This window comes from Paenibacillus sp. FSL H7-0703 (genome assembly GCF_038003485.1).
GTDB classification, from domain to species: domain Bacteria; phylum Bacillota; class Bacilli; order Paenibacillales; family Paenibacillaceae; genus Paenibacillus; species Paenibacillus polymyxa_B.
The window spans coordinates 3,243,873-3,269,879 of the sequence record NZ_JBBOPF010000001.1 but is presented as its reverse complement, the minus strand read 5'-3'; the positions used below and the strand labels follow the sequence as shown (position 1 = coordinate 3,269,879).

Below are 26,007 nucleotides of genomic sequence, written 5' to 3'. Positions count from 1 at the left end.
CATTCCTCCAGACGAATAAAGTGATATGCCCAGCTCGTGAGAGCTGAGCATACGATTGGCAACCCTTATTGAGCGATCTGAGCGTTATGCAGAGTGAACTCAAAATCTTTGTATGGTGTAATTTCCAAGCCGGTTACACGTCCATTAACTGGCCACATATCTCTGCGTTGGTACATAAAGATAGTTGGCAGATCTTTGTTTAGCTCTTGATAGAGCTGTTTGTAAATCTGTTTGCGTTTCTCTTGATCCAGCTCATGCTTACCAGCAAGCGTTAGTTCATCGACCTTCTTATTGGAATAGCCGATATCATTTTGTGCACCATTCGTAATAAAAGTCGTTGTATCCGGGTCTGGAGTTAAGCCCCAAGCCGCGAAGAACATATCAAACTTGCCTGTGTCCTTTTTATCCATAATGGCGTTAAAATCTAAAGTTTCGGAAGTCAGCTTGATGCCTAGCTCCTTATAGTTATTGGACATGATCGGTAGCAAGGCCTCTACTACTGGATTATCAGCAGTCGCAGAGAAGTTAATGGTCAGCTTTTCTCCGCCCTTTTCGCGGATTCCGTCAGCACCAACCTTCCAGCCTGCCTCATCCAGCAAAGCCTTCGCCTTAGCTGTATCAAATTCGTATTTGTTGATGCCTTCATCCGTATAAGACCAAGATTCTGTAGATTGTGGAATGTTAATAACATTCGCATATGGACCATACACGCCCTGCACAATCTCCTTGCGGTTTAACCCAATAGTTAAAGCCTGACGTACTTTAGGGTCCTGAAATTTCTTTTCCTTGTGATTAAACGCAATGTATCCATAGCCGTTCGTTGGCATAATATTCACGTCTAAGAAGCCCAATGCCTTTAATTCCTCTACATTGTCTTCCGTAACTGTGATGTTGTCCATGTCCGTTTCGCCCGTTTGCAGCATAGACAGGTTCGTTTCTTCTGTTGTTGTTTTAAAAATAACTGATTTCACCTTTGGTGCGCCTTTAAAGTAGTTTGGATTCGCATCCAATACGACTTGTTGACCTGGGGAGAAGCTCTTCAGTACGTACTGACCAGAGCCGATCGGCTTATTATTAAGCGCCTTGATGCTGTCCAGGTTACCTTTTTTAAATCCTTTTCCGTAATAAGCTTCTGGCATAAAGTATTGCTCACCCAGAAAATCCTTCGTATACGCTGTTGCTTCTGTAACGGTGACCTCTACTGTATTATCATCAATGACCTTGATCCCCGAGATATCATTTGCTTTGCCATCGTGATATTCTTTACCGCCTTTAATTTTAAAAGACAATACATCGGTTTCTCCATCATAATTCGGATCATGCAGCACTTTGAGTACAAAAGCATAATCCTTCACGGTTACTGGAGTGCCGTCACTATACTTCACACCTGGTTTCAGATGGAATGTGTATTTTAGACCATCCGGCGATACATCAACCTTTTCAGCCAAACTATTTTCATATGTACCATCCGCCTTAACCTGTAAGAAGGAATCAAATACTGTTCTGACTACATATAAATCGTAAGTCGTTTGCCAGAATAGCGGGTTGAATACCCCTTTTGGTGATGTCATACCTACTACAATATTATCTTTCCGATTAGTCGCTCCCGGAGGGTTTTGCGACAGATCAGTTGCTTTAATAACGCCCTCCGTAACAGGTGCACTTGCTTCATTTCCCTCTGTTTTATTGCCCGCATTGCCTTGCTGTGGCTGTGCCTCATTGGCACCTCCGCTACATCCTGCAAACAGAACACCAACGATCGTAAGCATCATAAGCAAAGAAACCCATTTCTTCGTCTGCATCATCCTGTTAATCCCCCTTAGTCGGTTCTTTATTTAACAGCCTGTCTCATTCCTGCGGTGATTCGTTAAAGCTTGAGGTTTGAAAATGAAGTTTGCACATCCTCCTTACTATCTTTAATAGCGTAAACACGTGTTTTAGACCTCTGGTCAATTTTGTGCGTTAACAACCATTACATTTTTATTAAGGTTTATCTTAAGTGTAAAATAATATCACGTCAATATCTTTTTTTATGTAATATAAAAATGCAAAATATCCATTTATGTAAACTTTATGAATTTTACTTGTGGAAAATGACAAAAAACAAGATTACATGTAATATAAAATAACATTCCGGGAGGCTAAATTGTTTACTCTGGCGAGTTGAGGAGCTTGTAATTTCACAAGCCATTAAAAGGTATACTATGGTTTATGGGTAAACATGGATTGTATTATTAGTAAGTTACAATAGATGGCACTTGTTGTCAATATAAAAGATCACAAAAAAAGACATTCCCGGGATCGGGAACGTCTCTTTTTTCCACCCACTACTATTCAGTAGTGTAAGGAAGCAATGCGATTTGACGGGAACGTTTAACAGCGATTGTCAACATACGTTGATATTTCGCGCTTGTTCCAGTCACACGACGAGGAAGAATTTTTCCACGTTCGCTGATGAATTTTTTAAGCAGGTCTGTATCTTTATAGTCAATGTGAGTAATTTTGTTCACAGTGAAGAAACATACTTTACGACGTTTGTTGCGACCACCACGACGAGCTGGTCTTTTGTTATCGTCTCCGCCTTCTCTTTGTCTGAAGCCCATTCTTTGTCAGTCCTTTCCCAATTAAAATGGTAAATCATCATCCGAAATATCGATCGGTTTTCCGTCATCGGAAAAAGGATCCTGATTGTTTCGCGAGTTATTATTCCCGCGTCCACTATTGCTGTTACCGCCTCCGAAAGGAGACTCCTCACGCGCAGCTCCACCGCTATTGCCGCCACCGTTACCGCCATCGCGGTTAGATTCCAAGAAACGCACATTATCAGCTACAATTTCAGTCACGTATACACGTTTTCCTTCATTGTTCTCATAATTACGCACCTGAACACGGCCTTCAACAGCCGTTAAACGACCTTTGCGAAGATAGTTAGCGCATGTTTCAGCAAGCTGACGCCAGGTTACGATCGGCAAGAAATCCGCTTCCCGTTCGCCGCCTTGACTCGTAAACGGACGGTCTACAGCCAGGGTGAACTGGGTTACTGCTACACCAGACGGTGTATAGCGCAGCTCTGGATCTTTGGTCAAACGACCGATCAAAATGACACGGTTCAACAATCCAATCCCCTCCTTTGAGCGTTGTTCATTACATAATCACGTACAATAATTAAGCTACGTCGTTCGTAATGAGATAACGAATTACTTCGTCAGAAATTTTCATGATACGCTCAAGCTCAGTAACAACAGCAGGTTCTGCTGTGAAGTTTACCAGAACGAAAGAACCATCACGGAATTTCTTGATCTCATACGCAAGACGGCGTTTAGTTACATCGTGACTCGTAATTTCGCCACCGCCGTTAGAGATGATACCTTGGAATTTATCGACTGTCGCTTGAACAGCTTCTTGTTCAATGTCAGGACGAATAATATACATCGCTTCATATTTGCGCATTCTTTACACCTCCTTATGGACATAAGGCCCTCAATCTCAGTTGAGAGCAAGGAACGAGCCTAAGCTCGCACTAAAACAGTTTACCAAATCGAGCAACTGAATGCAACCTACAAATTCAATACACAAGCCTAATACGGCTAAATACACTGCATATCATTAGCTTTATACAATTTTATATAACATCAAAAATTTCGCATATATAAAGGAAATCATTTGATTCACTGAGTATCTGTATACCCGGTTTCGCATGTTTCTGTTCAAGACAGCGCACAATAACCGTTGCAGTTCAAATTCATTTATCTAAGGAGGTAACACCGTATGGGTGAAAAGACTGAGTTCGAACCAGGGGATAAGGTCCCAAACGACGGCGTATACATGGAGGTCGGAGAAAAGAGCTTCCATACTGAAATCCAAAATCCGCAGCAGGTAACGCTGGAAAGAGGCGATTCTTTTCCGGAGACCGCCAACCATAATCGCAAATGGAAGAAAAAAACGAAAGCTCGTGTCCACTAATGTATATTTTCTCGGAATCCTGGCCATATTATGATTAGGCGATACAACAGAGAGGTGTGGTTCCGTTGGACGACGTAGCCGGACAAACTGTTAGGAGATCCATTCCGGGCATTAGAAGCGTTAGGTTTGTGTAAAAGGACACTGTCTTTTCAACACGGTATTGCTGGTCAGTACACCGAGTTTCATGATGTGATTGGACAGATCGTATCCTGTTAAAAATGTATCGCCTACGATGGAGGACCTTTGTGGTCCTCCTTTGTTGCATTATCGGACTTTTTGCATATCCTGGTAAAATGCAGATTAATTCAGCTCCTTCTGCTAGAATATATCCAAGTACAAAGACCTACTATCTACGGAGGTTTAAAGATGAGCTATTCTCGAATATTAAAGTGGATATCAGGTATATTCGAATTGGTGCTTGCCGTACCGATTGTGGGGGGAGCTATTGTCATGGGGACCGGCTACTCGGCTCTGGGATTTATGCTTGTCCTGCATGCAGTAACACTTATCCTGTCGTTACGCAATCAGGAGGCGATCTACGGCTCCGTATGGGGAGTACTCACTTCTTTGCTGGCCTGGATACCCTTTGTAGGCTGGGCTCTCCATTTGATTGCAGCGATCCTTCTGATGATCTCTGGCTCAAAAAAAACAAAACGCTATCATTACCCGCCTAACCAGCTATAACAAAAGAGTGCTCCTAACGGCAATAATTTCCCCGCTGTCAGGAGCATTTTTTTGCTATAACGCCTTATTCATCCCAATAGATTTGTAATTGTTTCTTCCTTTACTCTCATGGTTTATCTTAGTGCTTTTCACTTTATCACAGTCTGTTGACCTTTTATTCCACAAACAAAAAATCCCCTACGTCACAGACGTAAGAGATTGGTTTATTTAATGAAGTTAGTGGCGGAAAGAGTGGGAGTCGAACCCACGCACGCCTTGCGACGCCTAACTGATTTCGAGTCAGCCCCCTTAGACCTCTTGGGTACCTTTCCGCAGCAAGGATAATTATATCATCATTGCAACTGTGACGCAAGCTGATTCTGGTTCATCACCATTCATCTTTCTTGGCTCAATTTGCTTCTGTGTTTTGCTCGTCGGCATTAGCCTTTGATCGCAGCACTTTCTTCATATTCTTTTCGAACTTGGCACGCGGAATCAGCACACTATGCTGGCAACCCACACATTTGATTCGAATATCCATCCCCATGCGGATAATTTCCATTTCATTCGTTCCACACGGATGAGGCTTCTTCATCTGTACAATGTCCCCTAGTTCAAATGACTTACGCTCCACCCTTCTCTCCCCCTTTTCTTCCTTGTTCATCTTCTTTTTCTAGGGTTATCGCTGTCTCCAAGGCTGCCTGACGATGTTCCTCATCCTCTAGGGCCTTCTTGATGTTATTCTGAATATCACGCTCTACCACGGCCCCTGTATTCGGCATACATTCTGCCACAACACGCACAATATACTCTGAGGTAGTCATGGACTGAACCCCTAACACATCCGGTATATTAAGTATCTGTACATTGGACTCTTCAATACCTTGGATTGCCTGTTTTACCAAACCAACTGCTTCCTCCAGGCTACGCTCGGCCTTCATTGGCACATCCACTACCGCTAACGCGTTGGACATAGAGAAGTTCGTTACCGTTGTAATTGAGCCGTTTGGTAAAATGTACACCTCACCTTTCCAGCTCACCAGTCTGGTTGTGCGCAGCCCGATCATTTCCACCGTACCCTTGAAAGTACCTGTCTGAATGACATCTCCTACGGCAAATTGATCTTCAAAAATAATAAAGAATCCGGTAATTACATCCTTAACCAAACTCTGTGCCCCAAAACCAACAGCCAATCCAAGCACTCCAGCTCCAGCAATCAGAGGGCCGAGATTAATGCCCATTTGCGATAGCACCAGCATAATCAAAATGAAATTAAATACAATATTGGTTACATTTTTCAGTAGTTCCCCAACAGTCGTTAACCGCCTTGTATTCAATCGAAACCTGCCGTTATCTCCCTTTTGTTGCATCGACTTATCTATAATTTTATTAATAACTCGAATAAAGATACGTGTGATGATAAAAATAATCGCGATTTTCAAAATTACAAACAAAAAGGTCGACCACATCGCACTATCAGTAAGCCATTTCCATACAGCATCCTTCCAGTGAATCGCATCTTTCACTACGTCATCCGTACCTACATTACCGGCTAACCAATGTATAAAGGTCATGCTGTACTCCTCCTTAAACAAGGGAACTACTCTTCCTGCTTCCCGAATTCTATTTCCTACTATATAAGCTTATCTACTGACTTCAAACATATGGCTATGAATAATCTACTTCCTTCGAGTATAAAAGCACAAGTTTATCCATATACTAGCTACTATCTTGAGCATAAATGTTACCCACAGGCTAATTGTTATTCTCCAAGGTACAGCGAGCATAACCCGCACACTCCATTACAGAACGAAAGGAAGATTCCATGACTCATCCATCTGACTTCATTCCGGGGCAAGAACCCCTAAGCCTAAAAATATCACACACAGACCCCGGGATCCAATCAGCCATCATCCATCGTCTGCTGTTCCATCTGCACCAGGCGCCGAGTCTGCAAAATATCGTCATTATTTGCATCGGCACCGACCGTTCTACTGGAGATTGTCTGGGCCCGCTCGTAGGTACGCATTTATCACGTTACAAAAGCCCTCTGTTTAACCTATACGGTACATTAGAGGAGCCTGTACATGCCATGAACCTGCAAACGACGCTGAACGGCATACAAGACCGATATGAACAGCCTTATATCATTGGCATAGATGCATGTCTTGGACAAACCTCCAGTGTTGGATGCATTCAGGTTTCAGAAGGCCCTCTCAAGCCGGGAGCAGGTGTAAATAAAGAATTACCGCCGGTCGGCGATATCCATTTGACTGGTATCGTTAACGTCGGCGGCTTCATGGAATACTTCGTGCTGCAAAACACGAGACTAAATTTGGTAATGAAATTATCAGATATTATTGCTGGCAGCCTATACTCCGCGATTAAGGAGTGGCATTACCGTTCTGTCCTGCTTGCTGCGCAAGAGTAACGGCTTCTTTTTCTTCAGGTGATAAGGAATAGGTGGATTGTCCCGCCTCCAGAGGCTTGGCATACACATATGAACCATCTCGGTTATAAATGCCGGTTAATACCATACCATCCTGATTGTCGTCTACAATAGCCAGAGAAAAGCTTAAATCGCTTCCTCTCTCACCAAAGGCATTATAGCGTTTAATGCCTATATGTCCCTTCAAGCCAGTCAGTTTGCTGCGTAGTGATTTCATACTTGCACGATGGGTTTCCTGCTCATCCTCAATCGTATCCATCTGTACCTTCAAATCAATCAGCAGCGTTTCCAAATTCTCGACACCGCTGCCTGCCATCATGGTTTCATACTTTCGCCGCATCTTCTTCAGCTTTGCACCCTGCACGATAATAACAATCAACAGGATGAGCAAAATAAGCACGATCCCTGCAACGATTCCGGCAAGCTGTTCCATGATTAGTCCATTCAATTCAGCCATATGCTTGCTTCTACTCCTCTACCTCAAAAATCATGTACCTGCATACTTATATTTTATATGTTTGAGAACAGCGAAACAAATAACACAAGGCTATTAGTTTATCCATCAAAACCATTCTAAATTCCTGCAATTCCAGACAAAGCAAAGACATATCTCACTTTCCATTTTGCTCAAGGAGACATGTCCATATTTCAACAAACTACTGTAATAGCTCCAGTAATCTTTCCAAATCCTGCTGGCTGTAATAATTCAATTCAATTTTGCCTTTATCCTTATTGTGCTTGATCTTTACAGTTGTTTTAAAGCGTTCACGCAGGGACTCTTCCATATGGTCAATATAGGGGTCCTTTTTTCGTACCTTTATTTTGGCTTTCGCCTCACCAGGCTTATGATCCAACTGCTGTACAGCTTCCTCCAGTTCGCGAACACTCCACTGCTGTTCAATACATTGCTGTGCTAACTGTTTCACCATGTCTGGATCTTTGAGCCCAACAATAGCTCTAGCGTGTCCCATAGACAATGTTCCACGTGAAACATGATCTTTAACTTCTTCAGGCAATGCCAGCAAACGAAGGAAATTGGCAATATGAGAACGTGATTTTCCCACTTTCATGGACAACTCTTCCTGAGTTAAAGAAAATTGATCCATCAATCCCTGATAAGCTACTGCCACTTCCATTGCATTCAAATTCTCACGCTGCAAATTCTCAATCAGGGCAATCTCCATCACCTGCTGATCCGTAAAATTGCGAACAACCACAGGTATAGTCGGATTCCCACAAAATTGAGACGCCCGAAACCGCCTTTCCCCGGCTATGATTTCATATCCTCGCAATACACTACGTGCAATAATAGGTTGGATAACACCGTGCTGACGAATGGACTCGGCTAATTCCTTAATGGACTCTTCATCAAACGTTTTTCGAGGCTGGTACGGGTTCGCACGCAACTGGCTGAGCGGAATGTCAACAACCTTATCCTCTTCATTGACCATAAGGGAGGGAATGAGTGCATCAAGTCCTTTTCCCAACCGTTTACTCATAAGATACCACTTCCTTTGCCAACTCAATATATACCTCTGCCCCACGGGAACGGGGATCATACGTAATAATGGACTGGCCATGTGATGGTGCTTCGCTGAGTCTCACATTGCGTGGAATAATCGTCTGATAAACCTTGCTTTGAAAATACTTTTTCACTTCTTCAATCACCTGAATACCCAAGTTCGTGCGGGCATCAAACATGGTTAACAACACACCTTCAATTTGCAGTGAGGTGTTCAGATGTTTTTGCACTAATCGCACGGTATTCAACAATTGACTTAATCCTTCTAATGCGTAATATTCACACTGGATTGGAATAATGACTGAATCGGAAGCCGTCAATGAATTAAGCGTCAAAATACCCAGCGATGGCGGGCAATCAATTAATATATAATCATAATTATGCTTAACGAGTTGAAGCGATCTTTTTAATCTCAATTCGCGAGAAATGGTCGGCACCAGTTCAATTTCCGCGCCTGCTAACTGAATGGTTGCCGGAATAATATCTAATCCCTCAACCTGTGTACTCATAATAGCTTCGCTAGGATCAACCTCGTTAATGAGTACATCATAAATGCAATTTGCCACGTCCGCCTTATTGATACCCACACCGCTGGTTGTATTACCTTGCGGGTCGATATCCACGAGCAATACCCTTTTGCCGAGGGAAGCAAGTCCGGCGCCCAAATTAACGGAAGTAGTTGTTTTGCCTACTCCGCCCTTTTGATTGGCTACGGCTATTATTTTTGACACTTCATTCACCTCATAATTTAATCGGAATCCTGCTACACTCCATAACTACAAAACGCTCTATGGAGACGTTACTTAGTCCTTAACTTACGGATAACGGCAATTTCAGAATAGAATTGAGTATGCTGCGGTTTTATTCGGCGTTAGACAGAAAAAGCGGCAATTGCTGCCGCCTGTACGCTTCATCCCTTACTTACGTTTGGGAATTTGAATGACAATCTCATAGTGATCCTCATGATCAGATTCCTTGGTTTTGATATCCAAGCCTGAGCCAGACACCATATCAATGGATTGACGAATCGTATTCAGCGCAAGCCGGACATCCTTGGTAAAGGAAATCCGCTTCGATTTCTTATTGGTGGATACTTGTTTATAAAAGGCAACTCTTGCCTCTGTCTGCTTCACATTGAGTTCCTTGGCAATCACTTCATCTAAAACCTTGTACTGTAGTTCTTCGGTCTCTAATGACAATAATGCACGAGCATGACGCTCGGACACCTTCCGTTCCATTAGAGCCTCTTTCACTCTCTCCGGCAGATGAAGCAGCCGTATCTTGTTAGCAATAGTGGATTGGCTTTTGCCAAGTCGTTGAGCGAGGCTTTCCTGGGTGAGCTGGTGTAGATCAATCAGCTTTTGGTAAGCTACAGCCTCTTCAATCGCAGTTAACCCTTCCCGTTGAAGATTCTCAATCAACGCGATGGATGCAGCTTGTGAATCATTAAACTCACGAACAATGGCTGGAATAGTTTCCATACCCAGCTTGGTGACAGCTCTCCAACGACGTTCCCCTGCTATAATCTCATATTGTCCATTACGGAAACGAACGACAATCGGTTGAATTACACCATGCGTCTTAATGGTCTGGCATAGCTCATCAATCTTCTCATCGTCAAATATGGTACGGGGCTGATAAGGACTGCTGACAATATCCCGAACTGGAATTTGTTTTATTTCGTCCCCAGTAGATCGCTCCGTCAAACCAAATAGCTTGGAAAATTGTTCTTTCATTCCGTATAATACCACCTAATTTCATAATAGCACCATACTAACAGCGCTTCGTGAAAAACAGTTCCTTACGCGGATCGTAGACCCTTTTATATGAAACAGCGCCGTAAGCGGGTACACTCCACGTACACCCCTGACATTTGTTGTCCCACTGCCCTATATGTATATCTGAATTCATGGGTACGGGAGCAGTCAACTTACATTAAAACGATTATCTCTATTCTATCACTTTTCCAGCCATAATCCTATCGTCTCTATCAGCTTTTCGGAAGGATCAGATAATAAATTATGCATCCTCTTTGACAACTATCTATCCATATTCTTCCCTCATGAAAACAAGAACGCATGTTAGCAAAGTGTCTTTTATGTAAAGAGTCTGTCAGCCATAAAAAAAGTGAATGTTTCACGTGAAACATTCACTTTCTTTCAAACAATTACACTAACGGCGTCTTCAAAGGAGTACCCGGCTTACGTGGATATTTCCGTGGTGTCGCCGCTATTTTTTCAATAATAATCATATGTCTGGCTGCATCTTCAACAGGTAGCTGGAAAGCCTGAACATGTTTGATTTTTCCTTTTAGCTCCTTCAAGCTGTAGGAAGCTTCCTTGATTTCCTCCGTAGGATCACTACCCTTCATCGCGGCAAAGTGTCCCCCTTCACGGACAAACGGCAAACAAAATTCATTCAATACGGCGAGACGAGCAACCGCTCTGGCTGTCACTAGATCATAGCTATCGCGGTATCCTGGTTTACGCCCCAATTCCTCTGCCCTGCTGTGAACCAGTTCAACATTTTCCAAACCCAACTGCTCTACTACATGGGCCAAGAATTGTATACGTTTGTTCAATGAATCTACAATAGTCAACTGAATCTGCGGAAAGCATATTTTCAAAGGAATGCCTGGAAAACCTGCACCTGATCCAATATCAGCCAAGCTTCCCACATCATTTAATGGAACATAAAAGGCCAGGGAAAGAGAATCATAAAAATGCTTGGTGTACACTGCATCGCGCTCAGTAATACCCGTCAGGTTCATTTTTTCATTCCACTCAACCAGCACACGGTAATATGTTTCAAACTGATCTAACTGACTGTCATTAATCACAATACTATGCTCTGCCAGCCGCTGCTTAAATTGCTGTTGTATCGCGTCCATTATGATCCCCTTGCTGCCGTTACGCGGTTATAATGCTCCAGATAAACCAGCAAAATGGAAATATCCGCAGGAGTTACACCCGAAATACGGGATGCTTGACCAATCGACATCGGACGGATCTTTTCAAGCTTCTGCTTGGCTTCAATGGCCAGTCCTTGAACTTCATTGTATACAATATCCTCTGGGAGCTTCTTCTTCTCCATCTTTTGCAGACGCTCCACATGCATCAATTGCTTTTCAATGTAGCCCGCATACTTAATCTGGATTTCCACCTGCTCCTGTTCTTCCTCAGTAAGAGCTATAGGTGAAGGTGAGATTTGTGCTACTTGCGCATAACTGATCTCTGGTCGACGTAGCACCGTTAACAAATTACTGCCATCCTGTATTGGTGCAGATCCGCCTTGCTCCAGCATCTCATTTATATCAACCGGACGAACCTTCGCCAAGCGCAAACGCTCAATCTCTTGCTCTACCTTTTGCTTTTTATCCAAAAAGCGCTCGTATCGTTCATCCGTAATTAGGCCAATATCATGCCCGATCGGAGTCAATCGCAGGTCCGCGTTATCATGACGCAATAACAGACGGTATTCTGCACGCGACGTCAGCAGACGATAAGGCTCATTCGTCCCCTTCGTCACCAAATCATCGATCAGAACCCCAATGTAGCCTTGCGAACGGTCCAATACGACGGGCTCTTTGCCCTGCACCTTACGAGCTGCGTTAATCCCTGCCATAATTCCTTGGCCCGCAGCTTCTTCATAACCAGAGGTACCGTTAATCTGACCTGCTGTGAACAAGCCAGGAACTTTCTTCGTTTCCAAAGTAGGCCATAACTGCGTAGGTACCATTGCATCATATTCAATAGCATAGCCATTGCGCATCATCTCTACCTTTTCCATCCCCGGAATTGAACGCAGCACAGCTAATTGCACATCCTCTGGTAAGCTGGTCGACAAGCCCTGAACATAGTATTCAGATGTGTTTTTACCTTCAGGCTCCAAAAAGATTTGGTGCTTAGGCTTATCACTGAAACGTACCACTTTATCTTCAATAGATGGGCAATAACGCGGTCCCGTTCCTTCAATCAGACCAGAGAACATGGGCGCACGGTGCAAATTATCATTAATAATCTGATGTGTTTCTACTGAAGTATATGTCAGCCAGCAAGGAAGCTGTTCATTATCCGAAGACTTCGTTTCATAGGAAAAGAACTTCGGTTGATCATCACCCGGTTGTATTTCCGTTTTGCTAAAATCAATCGTGTCCTTGTGCACACGTGGTGGCGTTCCTGTCTTAAATCGAACCAGATCAAAACCCAGTTCTCTCAAATGCTCAGACAATCTCAACGAAGGCTGTTGATTGTTCGGACCACTCTCATACATCAGCTCGCCCATAATGATTTTTCCGCGCAGATAAGTGCCTGTGGTCAGGACAACTGCTTTACTTCGATACTCTGTGCCCGTCTTCGTAATTACACCTACGCAATGACCGTCTTCCATAATCAGCTCTTCCACCATACCTTGGCGTAAGGTTAGATTCGGTTCCTTTTCCATCGTTTCCTTCATCGCATGCTGATAAGAAAACTTGTCTGCTTGTGCACGCAATGCATGAACCGCCGGACCCTTACCAGTATTTAACATTCTCATTTGGATAAATGTCTTATCAATATTCCGACCCATTTCGCCGCCCAGTGCATCAATTTCTCGCACTACATGCCCTTTTGCAGGACCGCCAATAGACGGGTTGCAGGGCATGAACGCGACCATATCCAGGTTAATTGTAATCATCAACGTGCGGCAGCCCATCCGTGCTGCTGCCAAGGCTGATTCTACGCCCGCATGGCCCGCGCCTACGACAATTACGTCATAGTCGCCTCCTTGGTAACCCATACCTTTCTTACCTCCTTATACATTCCGGTCTTCACACCGAATATGCTCTTGTATATCTATAACGATAGCAGGCTTATACCAGCCATACTTGAATGTTCTATTTGCCCAGACAAAATTGTGAAAATATTTGATCTATTAGCGCATCATGCGCAGTATCGCCTACAATCTCGCCCAAATGCTCCCATGCCAGCCTTACATCAATCTGGATCATGTCGATCGGAACAAATTGATCAGCGGCTTCATAGGCATCTACCAGCGATTGGTGCGCCTTCTTCAACAAAGCAATATGCCGTACGTTGCTGACATATGTCATATCCGCTGATTCCAGCTTGCCACTAAAGAATAACTTGGATATCGCCTGCTCCAGTCGGTCCGCTCCCTCATTTTCCTTCACAGACATCGGTACGATAAGCTCTTCGGGAACATAACGCAGCAACAAATCCCGGTCTACTTGGGCCGGTAAGTCCATTTTATTCATAATCACAATCGCTTGTCTACCGCGGATTTGTTCCATTAATGCCATTTCATCCTCATGCAGTGGTTCGTTGGCGTTAATGACGATGAGCAGCAGATCTGCTTCACTAACCGCCGTTCTCGAACGTTCTACTCCGATCCGTTCCACTACATCCATCGTTTCACGAATCCCTGCTGTATCCAGCAACTTGAGCGGAATACTATTAATCGTCACATATTCCTCAATAACGTCACGAGTTGTGCCCGGAATATCGGTCACAATGGCCCGCTCGCCCTGAGCCAATGTGTTCAGCAGTGACGATTTGCCCACATTTGGCCTTCCAACAATCGCTGTAGTCAGCCCTTCGCGCAAAATCTTTCCCTGCTCCGCCGTATGCAGCAGCCGATCAATTTCCGTCATAACCTGACTGCTTTTATCCTTGATTAAGTCAGATGTAAAAGATTCGACATCATGCTCAGGATAATCAATGTTCACTTCAATATGAGCAAGTGTCTCCACCAAGACATGACGCAGACGACGAATATTCTGGGACAGTTGTCCATCTACCTGCTTCAAAGCCACCGAAAAAGCTTTATCTGATTTGGAGCGGATTAAGTCAATGACACCCTCTGCCTGACTCAGATCAATACGACCATTCAGAAAAGCACGTTTCGTAAATTCACCTGGCTCAGCCAGACGTATATTTTGCAGTAATAGTAAATCCATCACCCGTTTGACGGCTACGACCCCGCCATGAGTGCTGATTTCTACGACATCTTCTGTCGTAAAAGAGCGTGGCGCCCGCATCACTGTAACTAAAACTTCCTCCACCTTTTCCTGGCTTTGAGGATCTATAATATGTCCATAATGTACTGTGTGAGTTGGAGCCTTGCTTAGAGGTGTTTTACTACGGAACAAAGCCTCCACTTCTGTGACCGCTTCTGGACCGCTGACTCGTACAACCGCAATGCCGCCCTCGCCGACAGCCGTTGCAATGGCAGCTATAGTATCACTCAGCATAAAGTTTCTACCTCCTATCAAGTAGAAACGACATTGCCGTCCTTCATCAAGGACGGCAGCCGTTTCAGCGAGAAATATAAGAAAAAAAGCAATGGCTTCTGCATCTTGCAGAGAGCCATTGCGTCGGATTATTTTTTAGCAATGATGACGCGCCGATTGGGCTCGTCCCCCTTGCTGTATGTTCTAACCAGCGCATGCTGTTGGAGCTTGGCATGAATCAGCTTCCGCTCCTGTGACGGCATTGGCTCCAGTACCACTTCCTTGCCATAACGAATAGCCTGGTTCGCCAACCGATCTGCCAAATCCTCCAGCGTTTTTTGCCGACGTGCACGAAATTGCTCGGCATCCAGCACAATTCGGATGAACTTGTCAGAATGACGGTTGGCAACGATATTCGTTAGGTACTGCAATGCATCCAACGTCTGTCCTCTGCGGCCGATCAACATACCGAGCGACGGTCCGGAGATATCCAGTGTACTTTCATCCTTGCGGTGGCGGACATCGACTTTAACGTCCAGTCCCATTCCTGCTGCTGTTTCACGGATGAAACGCACCGCCTCTTCATAAGCATCTATATGTCCCGAGGGTGCTTCCATGTTCATCTGTGCTTCCTGTGCAACAGGCCCAGTTTCTTTTGATAAAGCCTGTCCCACGCTAGAAGGTGCTTGAGCCGATACATGAAGTTCAGCCGCGTGTGTGGTTTCAGGAGACGGCTCAGAGAGCAGCGTAAGCTCCACCTTCGCCTTCTTGACCCCGAGCCACCCCAGGAATCCTTTTGACGGCTGTTCCAACACGCTTACGGTTACCCGTTCACGGCTTACTCCCAGCTGGGAGAGTCCTTGTCTTACAGCATCTTCAACGGTTTTTCCTGATGTCACGACTTTGGTCATCTCGACTTTTTAGCCCCCTTCGTGTTTTTACCACCTTTTTTCTTACTATTGGAGGAACCTGTTTTCGCGAGACTGGCTGTTTTCACATTCGCCAGTGCTGCTTCTTTATCCTTATTCCGATAAAGGAAATAGTTTTGAATGATCGTGTAAATATTACTGTAGAACCAGTACAACGGCAAAGCGGATGGGAAGTTGTACGACATGAACAGAATCAGCACCGGGTAGACATACAGCAAAAATTGCATCGGTCCCTGCTGCGGCGTCGGATTCATTTTCATCATCATCCAAGTTTGGACAAATGTCGTAATCGCTGCCAAAATCGGCAGGATAAACAAGTGATCCGGTTTACCTAACTGGAGCCACAAGAAGTCATGATCCCGCAATGCCGAGTTATAATAAATGGCATTATAAAGCGCGATGAAAATGGGCATCTGTACTACCAAAGGAAGACAGCCAGCCATCGGGTTGACTTTATTTTCCTGGAACAACTTCATCGTCTCTTGCTGGACTTTTTCAGGCGTATCCTTGTACTTCGCTTGGATTTCTTTTAATTGCGGCTGAATGGCCTGCATAGCTTTGGAACTACGTACTTGCTTGAGTGTAAGCGGCAAAATAATGGTTCGCACGATAATCACCAAAATCAGTACGGCCAGGCCATACTCTCCAGAGAACCATTGGGCAAATGTATCTAGCGCATACGAAAACCAGTAAACGACATATCTTTGCCAAAACGATCCATTGGCCAAGTCTGCCGTCGTGTAAGAATTGTGGGCCGTCTGGGCACATCCGGACAGCACAGCAACAAGTGCCAATAAGGCAATCAGGAGGAACCATTTTCCCCGTTGAGTCTTCAAACGCGACACTTCATAACCCCTTTCTTAACCAATCCATTCCAACGTAAATCATACCATATCCTGTAGGACAAAGATACTGACTATCGGCGTGAAGACTTGAGCAGCGAGGCTTTGCGTAGAACGTGCAGCACGCTTTTCTCCAGCTCTTGATACGACATTGTAACCGCACCTTTACGAACGATAAAAATCAGGTCAATCTGCTCCACCAATTCATGCTCATGATGGCGCACAATTTCCTTAACGATTCTACGCATCCGGTTGCGAACTACTGCATTGCCGATCTTCTTGCTGGCCGAAATTCCGACGCGGAACTGCTCTACCTCTCTGCGGCGGAACCAGTACACCACAAACTGATGGTTGGCAAAAGATTTGCCATGGCGGTATACGCGCCCAAAGTCCGCCCGGTTTCGTAGACGCAATTTTTTTTGCACGGCGCTTCTCCTTGCTCATCTCTTTTACACATGTCGGTAAGCTTACCTTTACCTTTTATATAGTAAGAAGTATGGACAACATTCCAACATGGTAATCTCGCTTATTTTATATCCGTTTTCAAAAGCTTCATCTAATATAGGACAGGATGCTGGACTTCTCCCTCTACTTTCGCTACATTTTTACAACAATAGAAGAAGGGGGCCGATCCCTGAATACCTCAATTATGAAAAAAAAGACCACCGTAGTGGTCTTTATGCACGCATTACGCACTCAATACTTTTCTACCTTTTTGGCGACGAGCTGCCAAAACTTTACGGCCATTCTTCGTGCTCATTCTTTTACGGAAGCCGTGAACTTTTTTACGTTTGCTGACATTCGGTCTGAAAGTCGGTCTCATTGTGCTGCACCTCCTTACAAGGAATACGTTTTATATGGAATATACCTAACGTAGCAATCTCCACAAAAAACACCTTTGTACATTTAACCACAAATAGCGGCCAAAGTCAATGTACTTGTGAATCCTCTCCCTCTTTTTCGAATCAGGAAGCCTCCTCCCCTTCCCCCGCTCACTCACTTCACTCTTTTATTGCCTTATTTCATAAAATTTCTTTCGCCTCTCCTCCATCATCAGCATTCTATTGGTAGTTTTCACTCCTCCAAAAACTGCTCTTTTTACATTCCTTCATTCTGTGACTTGAATCCATCCTATTTTCAAATCGACGTTATCCGGTTCGTTCAAAAATAATGTCGGAAACGTTACCGGAAATTTTCAACAGAAAAATAAGCCTCTGTAACCAAAAGGCAACGGCTGTTATACACAGATCCACAAAAAGAACTGAATTGTGATTTAAATGGTCATAACCTGTGCATAACATTTTAGAGTAAAAAAGAGTTATTGTCGAAAACTGAACAAATTATAAACAATATCTTGTGTTGTGAATAAAAATTGTACACAACAGATTGAATTTGTGGATAAATAACCACCAGTCATTGAAATACAAGGCTTCTTTTGCTATGATGATATTACTTTTGAATGTGAATATGTTGTTTTACCCTCCATATTATCAACACCCTGTGGATAAAGTTGTGAACAAGTTCAATTTATCCATCTTTTTATTTTTGTGCGGATTTGGGATTCTGGGGATATATTCTACATTTTTCATTTGATTTCGACATATTGCAGTCCCGTTTTGGCCTGCGGGATCAAGAGAACGGATCGTGCCGCACATTCCCTCCTGAGAAATATCGCCTCTCTTCTGCTGATCAGCAGCGGAATTTCCATTAGCTATTTTTCAGGGTCATTTTGTGCTGCGTTCTCTCACCACACTGCCGCATGATTTAGGCGGCGGTATGTCTTTTTATGGCCTTCAACAACATTTTTGGGATTTTAGGCGTTTTGCCGAAGCGCCGAGAGCAGCTCTCTGCAGCTTAATTCGGTAAAATGTCAGGATTTAAAAGGAGTGACGTCTGTGGACAGCCATACCTCTGAACTATGGCAGCAAATTCTATCCATTATACAAACCAAGCTGAGTAAGCCGAGTTACGACACTTGGTTTAAGGCTACCAAGGCAGCGAAACTAAATGACCACTCCATTGTGATTTCTGCACCGACAACTTTTGCCGTGGAATGGCTTGAAAGCCGCTATACCAAGCTAGTCGGAGCAACGGTTTATGAAATTTTGGGCAAACAGCTAGAGGTCAAGTTCGTTATTGAAGAGAACAAACCCGCCGAGGTCGACCTTCAGCAACAACCTCAGCAGCAGCCGGTCGTTCATGAAGAAGCTGTGTCCCATATGCTGAATCCCAAGTATACATTCGATACATTCGTCATCGGATCGGGGAACCGTTTTGCCCATGCGGCATCGCTGGCCGTCGCCGAGGCGCCGGCCAAAGCTTACAATCCGCTGTTTTTATACGGTGGTGTGGGGCTGGGAAAAACGCATCTGATGCACGCTATCGGGCACTATATTTTGGAGCACAATCCGACCAGCAAGGTCGTTTATTTATCGTCGGAGAAGTTTACGAATGAATTCATTAATGCCATCCGGGACAATCGCGGGGAAAGTTTCCGGAATAAATATCGCAACATTGATATTTTGCTCATTGATGATATTCAATTCATTGCGGGCAAGGAATCGACGCAGGAGGAATTTTTTCACACGTTCAACGCGCTTCATGAGGAACGCAAGCAGATTATAATCTCAAGCGATCGGCCGCCTAAAGAAATTCCAACGCTGGAAGAACGGCTGCGCTCTCGCTTCGAGTGGGGACTTATTACGGATATTCAGCCGCCGGATCTGGAGACGAGAATTGCTATTCTTCGGAAAAAGGCACGTGCGGAAAACCTGGATATTCCCAATGAGGCCATGATGTATATCGCTAATCAAATTGATACGAACATCCGTGAGCTGGAAGGGGCGCTAATACGCGTTGTCGCCTATTCTTCCTTAACAAATCAGGATGTAACAAGTCATCTTGCGGCTGAAGCGTTGAAGGACATTATCCCGTCCAGCCGTCCAAAAATGATCACGATTCAGGATATACAGCATCAAGTCGGGGAATTTTACAATCTACGGCTGGAAGATTTTAAAGCGCGTAAGCGGACGAAGGCTGTAGCTTTTCCACGACAAATTGCCATGTACCTGTCTCGTGAGCTAACCGACTATTCTTTGCCGAAAATCGGCGAAGCTTTCGGTGGGCGTGATCATACGACTGTCATTCATGCGCACGAAAAAATCTCCAAATCCATTCAAGTGGATCAGGATCTGTTTAAAGTTATCAACAACCTAATAGAAAAAATCAAAAATCCAACCTGAACAAGTTCAGAGCCTATACACAATTTATACACATGTGGATAGGCTTGATTTTATTAGGGTTACAGTGACTTATCCACATATTCAGTGCGCCTATTACTATTACTAATATATTTTAAAGATATACATCACCTAAATAAGGCCCGCGTCAACGCGTGCTTGAAGGATTAAAACCCGTAGGAGGAACTTATGAAGATCAGCATTCTGAAAAACGTTTTGAACGAGGCTATACAACATGTATCCAAAGCGATATCAAGTCGGACTACGATTCCAATTCTGAGCGGTATCAAGCTGGATGTGAATCACCAGGGAGTAACGCTGACCGCCAGCGATACAGACATCTCCATTCAATCCTTTATTCCGATGGAGGATGGTGACCAAACTGTCGTTCAGGTCGAACAACCCGGTAGTGTTGTACTGCCAGCCAAATTCTTTGTCGAAATTATCAAAAAGTTGCCGTCTCAGGAGATCCGTATGGAGGTAAAAGACCAATTCCAAACCTTTATCTCGTCCGGTGCAACTGAAATTCAGATTGTTGGCTTGGACCCTGAAGAATTCCCGGTGCTTCCCAACATTGAAGAAAATCAAGTCATCTCTGTGCCAGGAGATCTACTTAAAAATATGATTAAACAGACGGTGTTCTCCATTTCCACCCACGAAACGACACCGATTTTAACCGGCGTGTTGTGGAATCTGGCTGAGGGGGAACTGAAGTTTGTGGCAACGGACCGCCACCGCCTTGCCACCCGCAGCGCTCATTTGGAGACGTCTGAAGGCTTGCGCTTTAGCAATGTTGTCATTGCGGGCAAAACGCTGAATGAGCTGAGCAGAATTATTCCAGACCAAAATATGCTTGTGGATATCGTAGTAGCGGACAATCAGGTATTATTCAAAGTAGATCGGGTGCTATTTTATTCCCGCATCTTGGACGGCACCTATCCTGATACTTCTAGAATTATTCCGACCTCCTACAAAACAGAACTGATTGTGGATACAAAAAGTTTAAGTGAGTCAATTGACCGTGCTTATTTGCTGTCCCGTGAGGAAAAAACGAATATTGTAAAAATGCAGTCGCTGGAAAATGGCGGATTGGAAATTTCCTCTAGTTCCTCTGAGCTTGGCAAAGTGCGTGAGGAAGTAACTGTGTCCAAATTTGAGGGAGAGCCGCTCAAAATTTCGTTCAACTCCAAATACATGCTCGACGTGCTCAAGGTGATTGACAGCGAGCAGCTGACGATTGCTTTTACCGGCATTATGAGTCCCATTATTTTAAAACCGGCAGATTCCAGCAATGCGCTGTATATCATCCTGCCATATCGCACAACCAACTGACGTTTAGCTTTAACCCACCCGAGGACAAGCGAAAGGATGAACAAGCCTTGAAACAGATATCTATACAGACCGAATACATCAAGCTCGATCAATTTTTAAAATTAGCCGATTGTGTATCCACAGGAGGCATGGCTAAAGCCCTGCTGCAAGAGGGACAAGTCCGTGTGAATGGTGAACCGGAAGAACGTCGTGGAAGAAAACTGTACCCGGGTGATACCGTAGAAGTAGAGGACAACGGAAGTTTCGAAGTTACAGCAGGAGCATGATCGCCTGGGTGGCAAGGACTCCTTTTAGGTACGGAGTAACAAGGGGGACCCTATGTGTTTGTGAACAACATTGTTTTGCAGCAGTACCGGAACTATGAACAGCTGGAGCTGAATGAATTTGGTCCCGTTAATTTGCTAATCGGACAAAATGCGCAGGGCAAAACGAATCTGGTAGAGGCGATTTTTGTACTGGCTTTAACCAAAAGTCATCGAACGTCCCGCGATAAAGAGTTAATCTCTTTCGGGGCTACTTCCACTCACCTAGCTGCGGATGTGGATAAAAAATACGGGAAAATCAGACTGGATCTCGCGTTATCCACACAAGGCAAAAAAGCAAAGATCAACGGACTGGAGCAGCGAAAACTGAGCGATTTTATTGGTTCGTTAAATGTGGTCATGTTTGCACCTGAGGATCTCGAAATCGTCAAAGGAACACCGGGGGTTCGCCGCCGGTTTCTTGACATGGAAATTGGACAGGTTGCGCCAGGATATCTGTATCATTTGCAGCAATACCAGAAAGTATTGGTGCAGCGAAATAACCTGCTCAAGCAAGCTTGGGGTAAGGATATGGCTTCAGTACAGCTGATGCTGGAGGTATGGAATGAGCAACTTGTTGAGCATGGTGTTAAAATTGTTAAAAAGCGGAAACAATTTATAACAAAGCTACAAAAGTGGGCTCAGGCCATTCATGAAGGGATTGCAGGTGGGACAGAAGAGTTAAAATTAACCTATGTTCCCTCCTTCAGTGAGCCAGAGGAAGAAGATGAAGCTGTCTTATTGGAGCGATTTATGATAAAGTTATCCCAAATGAGGGAACAGGAAATCCGCCGTGGCATGACTTTGGCGGGACCCCATCGTGATGATTTGGCCTTTGCCATTAACGGCAGAGAAGTGCATACGTATGGCTCGCAGGGGCAGCAGCGGACGACGGCCCTGTCCTTGAAGCTGGCCGAAATAGAGTTAATTCATGAAGAAATTGGTGAATATCCTGTCCTGCTGCTGGATGATGTTTTGTCCGAGCTGGACCCCTATCGTCAGACTCAGCTGATCGAGACTTTCCAAAGCAAGGTACAGACCTTTATCACGGCAACCGGGGTTGAGACTTTGAACGCAGAACGACTCAAGGATGCCAATATTTATCACGTCCACGACGGGCATGTGGAACACTAAGGAGTGAGTGACCGCTATGTATATTCATCTGGGTGGAGAAAAAATCATCCGCTCTTCAGAGCTTGTGGCTATTTTCGATATCTCGATTGAAAAATCCTCTAAAATCTCCAAGCAATACGTGAACCACGCCCAACAGCAAAAGCATGTCGAGATGATTGGCGAAGAGGAAGCCAAGTCCATCGTAGTGACTCAGAATACGGTGTATTATTCCCCCATCTCCTCAACAACACTCAAAAAGCGGGCAAACCAGTTTGTTGCCAATGCTTAACCATAGAATCTATAGAAGTAGGTGAAAGGCATGTCTATGAATCAACCGTCTTATGATGCGGGCGAGATTCAGGTCCTTGAGGGCCTGGAAGCGGTTCGGAAACGTCCCGGGATGTATATTGGCTCCACGAGCGCCAAAGGTCTCCATCATTTGGTCTGGGAAGTTGTGGACAACAGCATTGACGAAGCGCTGGCGGGTTACTGTGACAGCATTCAAGTTGTCGTTCACGAAGACAATAGCATTACCGTTACAGATAACGGTCGCGGTATTCCAGTAAGTGAACACGCCAAAATGAAAAAATCTGCGCTGGAAGTCGTTATGACCGTGCTTCACGCAGGTGGTAAATTTGGAGGCGGAGGGTACAAGGTATCCGGTGGTCTGCACGGGGTTGGTGTATCCGTAGTAAATGCCCTCTCCAGTAAAATGATCGTTCATGTTAAACGGGACGGACATCTGTATGAGCAGGAATATCATCGTGGTGCTCCGCAGTATGATGTCAGAGTCATCGGTGACACAGACGAGACGGGTACCCAAACGACTTTTTATCCTGACGATCAAATCTTTACAGAAACGACCGTATATGACTATGATACGCTCCAGACGCGGATTCGTGAGTTGGCTTTCCTGAACAAAGGTATTGCAATCAGCTTGACTGATGAACGGACGGGCGCCAGCGATACATTTCACTACGAGGGCGGAATCAGTGAATATGTGCAATTTTTGAATCAAAAAAGAGAAGCGCTGCATGAACAGCCGATTTATGTCGAAGGCTCGCGTGATATGATTCAAGTCGAAGTGGCATTGCAATATAACGACAGCTATACCGAGAATATTTATTCTTTTGCCAACAACATCAACACCCATGAGGGCGGAACTCACGAATCAGGTTTCAAGAGTGCATTAACCCGGATCATTAACGATTATGCACGTAAAAATGGCTTGATTAAGGACAACAATGCCAACTTGACCGGTGACGATGTGCGTGAAGGATTGACGGCGATTATCTCCGTCAAAATTCCAGAACCACAGTTTGAGGGTCAGACCAAGACAAAGCTTGGTAACAGTGAGGTGCGAGGGATTGTCGAATCCCTATTCGCAGAGAAACTCCAGGAATTCCTAGAGGAAAATCCGTCTGTTTCCCGCCGGGTAGTTGATAAATCCTTACAAGCAGCACGTGCCCGGGAAGCAGCGCGTAAAGCGCGTGAGCTTACACGTCGTAAAAGTGCGCTGGAAATCAGTTCGCTCCCAGGCAAACTGGCGGATTGCTCCTCTAAGGATGCTTCGATTAGTGAACTGTACATCGTCGAAGGTGACTCAGCAGGAGGATCGGCCAAGCAGGGTCGTGATCGTCACTTTCAAGCTATTTTGCCGATTCGCGGTAAAATCCTGAATGTTGAAAAGGCACGCTTGGACCGTATTTTGTCCAGTGATGAAATCCGGTCGATGGTAACAGCAATGGGTACAGGGATCGGAGACGACTTTGACATCGCCAAAGCCCGTTATCACAAGGTCATTATCATGACAGATGCGGATGTCGATGGTGCCCATATTCGTACGTTGTTGCTAACGTTCTTCTATCGGTACATGCGTAAAATCATTGATGCAGGCTATATTTATATTGCTCAGCCACCACTATTCAAAGTGGAGCGTAACAAAGTTGTACGTTATGCGAACTCTGAGGCGGAACGTGATGAGATCATCAGGGAATTTGGAGAAAACGCGAAATACAATGTACAGCGCTATAAAGGTTTGGGTGAGATGAATGCGACCCAACTTTGGGAAACTACGATGGACCCTGAGAGTCGTACTATGCTTCAGGTAACTGTCAGTGACGCGATGTTGGCTGATACACTGTTCAATACCTTGATGGGTGATAATGTAGAACCCCGTCGTGACTTTATCCAAGAACATGCGAAGTACGTGAAAAATCTTGATTTTTAATGTGTGATGTTCCTTCCTAGTGGCTGTTTTACGTGCTCATTAGGTAGTATTTTGTAGGAGTTCACAAGGGGCGCCCAAATGGGCGTCCCTTTTCTTCTCATTAACCAGCCCGGGTGTATTTGAATATTTAGTCTCATTGTTTTAGGCTTTTTTCTTAGAGCGTACGGGTTTACCCGTGGATGAAGAGTACCGGCCGTAGCCTACTGCATATCTGAATATTTTATGATAGAGGCTTTTGTTTGGAAGGGAAGAGAACACCTTAATTGCTGGTCTCGTATTAACCTCCAGAATCCACGGATAATTTTGCTGATCCAGTCCCACATCTAATCCAATTTCCCTTAAACGTGGGTATCTTTTTTGCAACTGCCAGGCTACCCGTTCGCCCATTTTTGATAATTTTTGCTCCAGTCGTACAGCTTCCTTTACATCCATGTATGGAGCGACCAGCTCATTGAAAAAGCGCGTTGTCCCACCGCTGTGATGATTGGTGACGACTTTGTCAGGAGCAGCTACGCGTCCTACAATAAGCGTTGTTTCCCATTGGTGTCTCAAATTCATCTGGGTTAATACCCTCAGATCGAAAGGGCGTGCTTCATGCTGAAGAAGTGGAATTCCACGCTGGATCAGATATGGACGTTTTCGTATGCGGGAAGAAACCACTTTATGCAGATCTTCTAGACTTTCGAAGGTGAAGGTATCTACTTCATAGCGAAGCACATACCAAGTTCTCTCTTCGATAATTCCTTCTTCTGTCGGTGGAAGCGGCTCTGTCAGCCTCTCTGCCCGCATAACCCCTTTTCCATAAGTACCGTTATCCGGCTTAATATAGACAGTACCATACACGGCCAACATTTCGTTCAAGTGATCAAATGTGTACAACCGTGTTTCTGGTACATAAGCCGCCAATGTCGGATTGGGGAGAATGGCATTTGTTTTGGTCCACTTACTGGATACTCGCTGAATAGACAAGTAATCTCATCCCTTTCTTTTCGAAATATGAGTCATGTACTTGGAATCCGCAACACTTTGACAAAACAAGGGAAACTAAAGGACAAGCGCGTAAAACAATGATATAATAGAGAAATACGGCGTTTTTCGGAATTTTGCTAAGTGAACCCTGACCGTATACGTATTGTATGTGGAAAAGGCCCTTAGGGTGGGGGCTAATCCCCAGCTCTGGGGAATTTGTTA

At 44.6% G+C, this 26,007-nt stretch carries 27 protein-coding genes and 1 tRNA gene; 9 read left to right on the top strand and 19 right to left on the bottom strand.

The window, feature by feature from the left end:
* Positions 1-65 precede the first annotated feature (65 nt).
* The 4 genes from MHB46_RS14370 to rpsF form a co-directional block, all read right to left on the bottom strand.
* Positions 66-1,805 carry an ABC transporter substrate-binding protein gene (locus MHB46_RS14370; RefSeq protein ID WP_341162640.1) on the bottom strand — a complete coding sequence of 580 codons (1,740 nt, stop codon included), beginning with the start codon at positions 1,803-1,805 and terminating at the stop codon, positions 66-68.
* 525 nt (positions 1,806-2,330) lie between these two features.
* Positions 2,331-2,603 (bottom strand): 30S ribosomal protein S18, encoded by a 273-nt coding sequence (gene rpsR / locus MHB46_RS14365; RefSeq protein WP_013312800.1) that lies wholly within the window; start codon positions 2,601-2,603, stop codon positions 2,331-2,333.
* A gap of 21 nt (positions 2,604-2,624) precedes the next feature.
* Positions 2,625-3,116: a single-stranded DNA-binding protein gene (ssb, locus tag MHB46_RS14360; protein WP_013312801.1), complete on the bottom strand. Its 492-nt coding sequence runs from the start codon at positions 3,114-3,116 to the stop codon at positions 2,625-2,627.
* A 49-nt stretch (positions 3,117-3,165) separates the two neighbouring features.
* A complete protein-coding gene (gene rpsF / locus MHB46_RS14355; protein WP_013312802.1) occupies positions 3,166-3,450 on the bottom strand; it encodes a 30S ribosomal protein S6 in 285 nt (94 codons plus the stop codon).
* A 318-nt stretch (positions 3,451-3,768) separates the two neighbouring features.
* On the opposite strand from rpsF, the gene MHB46_RS14350 reads away from it, so the two are divergent.
* Both MHB46_RS14350 and MHB46_RS14345 read left to right on the top strand, forming a co-directional pair.
* Entirely contained in the window at positions 3,769-3,963 is a 195-nt protein-coding gene (locus MHB46_RS14350; protein ID WP_013312803.1) for a YjzC family protein, read from the top strand.
* A gap of 366 nt (positions 3,964-4,329) precedes the next feature.
* The gene (locus MHB46_RS14345; protein ID WP_013312804.1) at positions 4,330-4,647 is read left to right on the top strand and encodes a hypothetical protein; all 318 of its coding nucleotides are present in this window, start codon (positions 4,330-4,332) and stop codon (positions 4,645-4,647) included.
* A gap of 220 nt (positions 4,648-4,867) precedes the next feature.
* On the opposite strand, the gene MHB46_RS14340 is transcribed toward MHB46_RS14345, so the two are convergent.
* The 3 genes from MHB46_RS14340 to MHB46_RS14330 form a co-directional block, all read right to left on the bottom strand.
* Positions 4,868-4,958, bottom strand: a tRNA-Ser gene (locus MHB46_RS14340).
* Positions 4,959-5,035: 77 nt separating this feature from the next.
* Positions 5,036-5,260: a DUF951 domain-containing protein gene (locus MHB46_RS14335; protein ID WP_025723137.1), complete on the bottom strand. Its 225-nt coding sequence runs from the start codon at positions 5,258-5,260 to the stop codon at positions 5,036-5,038.
* Positions 5,250-6,200, bottom strand: coding sequence for a mechanosensitive ion channel family protein (locus MHB46_RS14330; RefSeq protein WP_341162639.1), 951 nt, complete (start codon positions 6,198-6,200; stop codon positions 5,250-5,252). The genes MHB46_RS14335 and MHB46_RS14330 overlap by 11 nt, the downstream gene beginning before the upstream one ends.
* A 251-nt stretch (positions 6,201-6,451) precedes the next feature.
* Here MHB46_RS14330 and yyaC point away from each other — a divergent pair, with 251 nt between their 5' ends.
* Positions 6,452-7,057, top strand: a complete 606-nt coding sequence (gene yyaC, locus MHB46_RS14325) for a spore protease YyaC (protein WP_103049709.1) — start codon at positions 6,452-6,454, stop codon at positions 7,055-7,057.
* Here yyaC and MHB46_RS14320 read toward each other — a convergent pair.
* From MHB46_RS14320 to rpmH, 11 genes are all read right to left on the bottom strand, one after another.
* Positions 7,011-7,532 carry a DUF4446 family protein gene (locus MHB46_RS14320; protein WP_013312808.1) on the bottom strand — a complete coding sequence of 174 codons (522 nt, stop codon included), beginning with the start codon at positions 7,530-7,532 and terminating at the stop codon, positions 7,011-7,013. The two genes, yyaC and MHB46_RS14320, sit on opposite strands and share 47 nt — an antisense overlap.
* A gap of 199 nt (positions 7,533-7,731) precedes the next feature.
* A complete protein-coding gene (locus MHB46_RS14315) occupies positions 7,732-8,574 on the bottom strand; it encodes a ParB/RepB/Spo0J family partition protein (protein WP_341162638.1) in 843 nt (280 codons plus the stop codon).
* Positions 8,567-9,328, bottom strand: a complete 762-nt coding sequence (locus MHB46_RS14310) for a ParA family protein (RefSeq protein WP_013312810.1) — start codon at positions 9,326-9,328, stop codon at positions 8,567-8,569. Before MHB46_RS14310 ends, MHB46_RS14315 begins: the two co-directional genes overlap by 8 nt.
* A gap of 186 nt (positions 9,329-9,514) precedes the next feature.
* Complete coding sequence (gene noc, locus MHB46_RS14305) at positions 9,515-10,333, bottom strand: nucleoid occlusion protein (protein ID WP_013312811.1); 819 nt, start codon at positions 10,331-10,333, stop codon at positions 9,515-9,517.
* A gap of 431 nt (positions 10,334-10,764) precedes the next feature.
* Positions 10,765-11,487 carry a 16S rRNA (guanine(527)-N(7))-methyltransferase RsmG gene (gene rsmG, locus MHB46_RS14300; protein ID WP_341162637.1) on the bottom strand — a complete coding sequence of 241 codons (723 nt, stop codon included), beginning with the start codon at positions 11,485-11,487 and terminating at the stop codon, positions 10,765-10,767.
* The gene (gene mnmG / locus MHB46_RS14295; RefSeq protein ID WP_103049706.1) at positions 11,487-13,376 is read right to left on the bottom strand and encodes a tRNA uridine-5-carboxymethylaminomethyl(34) synthesis enzyme MnmG; all 1,890 of its coding nucleotides are present in this window, start codon (positions 13,374-13,376) and stop codon (positions 11,487-11,489) included. Before mnmG ends, rsmG begins: the two co-directional genes overlap by 1 nt.
* A 97-nt stretch (positions 13,377-13,473) precedes the next feature.
* Positions 13,474-14,850 carry a tRNA uridine-5-carboxymethylaminomethyl(34) synthesis GTPase MnmE gene (gene mnmE, locus MHB46_RS14290; protein ID WP_341162636.1) on the bottom strand — a complete coding sequence of 459 codons (1,377 nt, stop codon included), beginning with the start codon at positions 14,848-14,850 and terminating at the stop codon, positions 13,474-13,476.
* A 128-nt stretch (positions 14,851-14,978) separates the two neighbouring features.
* On the bottom strand, positions 14,979-15,740 hold the full coding sequence (gene jag, locus MHB46_RS14285; RefSeq protein ID WP_235306829.1) for an RNA-binding cell elongation regulator Jag/EloR: 762 nt from the start codon (positions 15,738-15,740) through the stop codon (positions 14,979-14,981).
* Positions 15,737-16,603, bottom strand: a complete 867-nt coding sequence (locus MHB46_RS14280) for a YidC/Oxa1 family membrane protein insertase (protein ID WP_013312816.1) — start codon at positions 16,601-16,603, stop codon at positions 15,737-15,739. Before MHB46_RS14280 ends, jag begins: the two co-directional genes overlap by 4 nt.
* Positions 16,604-16,674: 71 nt before the next feature.
* Positions 16,675-17,025, bottom strand: coding sequence for a ribonuclease P protein component (rnpA, locus tag MHB46_RS14275; protein ID WP_013312817.1), 351 nt, complete (start codon positions 17,023-17,025; stop codon positions 16,675-16,677).
* 263 nt (positions 17,026-17,288) lie between these two features.
* Positions 17,289-17,423: a 50S ribosomal protein L34 gene (rpmH, locus tag MHB46_RS14270; RefSeq protein WP_007433250.1), complete on the bottom strand. Its 135-nt coding sequence runs from the start codon at positions 17,421-17,423 to the stop codon at positions 17,289-17,291.
* Between the two features lie 1,072 nt (positions 17,424-18,495).
* On the opposite strand from rpmH, the gene dnaA reads away from it, so the two are divergent.
* The 6 genes from dnaA (at position 18,496) to gyrB (ending at position 24,816) form a co-directional block, all read left to right on the top strand.
* Complete coding sequence (dnaA, locus tag MHB46_RS14265; protein ID WP_103049703.1) at positions 18,496-19,842, top strand: chromosomal replication initiator protein DnaA; 1,347 nt, start codon at positions 18,496-18,498, stop codon at positions 19,840-19,842.
* 186 nt (positions 19,843-20,028) lie between these two features.
* Entirely contained in the window at positions 20,029-21,171 is a 1,143-nt protein-coding gene (gene dnaN, locus MHB46_RS14260) for a DNA polymerase III subunit beta (protein WP_029518977.1), read from the top strand.
* Positions 21,172-21,218: 47 nt separating this feature from the next.
* Complete coding sequence (gene yaaA, locus MHB46_RS14255) at positions 21,219-21,437, top strand: S4 domain-containing protein YaaA (protein WP_023986416.1); 219 nt, start codon at positions 21,219-21,221, stop codon at positions 21,435-21,437.
* 54 nt (positions 21,438-21,491) lie between these two features.
* A complete protein-coding gene (recF, locus tag MHB46_RS14250) occupies positions 21,492-22,607 on the top strand; it encodes a DNA replication/repair protein RecF (protein ID WP_013308098.1) in 1,116 nt (371 codons plus the stop codon).
* A 16-nt stretch (positions 22,608-22,623) separates the two neighbouring features.
* Positions 22,624-22,875: an extracellular matrix regulator RemB gene (gene remB / locus MHB46_RS14245; RefSeq protein WP_007433255.1), complete on the top strand. Its 252-nt coding sequence runs from the start codon at positions 22,624-22,626 to the stop codon at positions 22,873-22,875.
* A gap of 30 nt (positions 22,876-22,905) precedes the next feature.
* A complete protein-coding gene (gene gyrB, locus MHB46_RS14240; protein ID WP_061830445.1) occupies positions 22,906-24,816 on the top strand; it encodes a DNA topoisomerase (ATP-hydrolyzing) subunit B in 1,911 nt (636 codons plus the stop codon).
* Positions 24,817-24,957: 141 nt separating this feature from the next.
* Here the strand turns inward: gyrB and MHB46_RS14235 are convergent, their stop codons facing one another.
* Positions 24,958-25,785 carry a YheC/YheD family protein gene (locus tag MHB46_RS14235; protein ID WP_165178327.1) on the bottom strand — a complete coding sequence of 276 codons (828 nt, stop codon included), beginning with the start codon at positions 25,783-25,785 and terminating at the stop codon, positions 24,958-24,960.
* Positions 25,786-26,007: the final 222 nt, after the last annotated feature.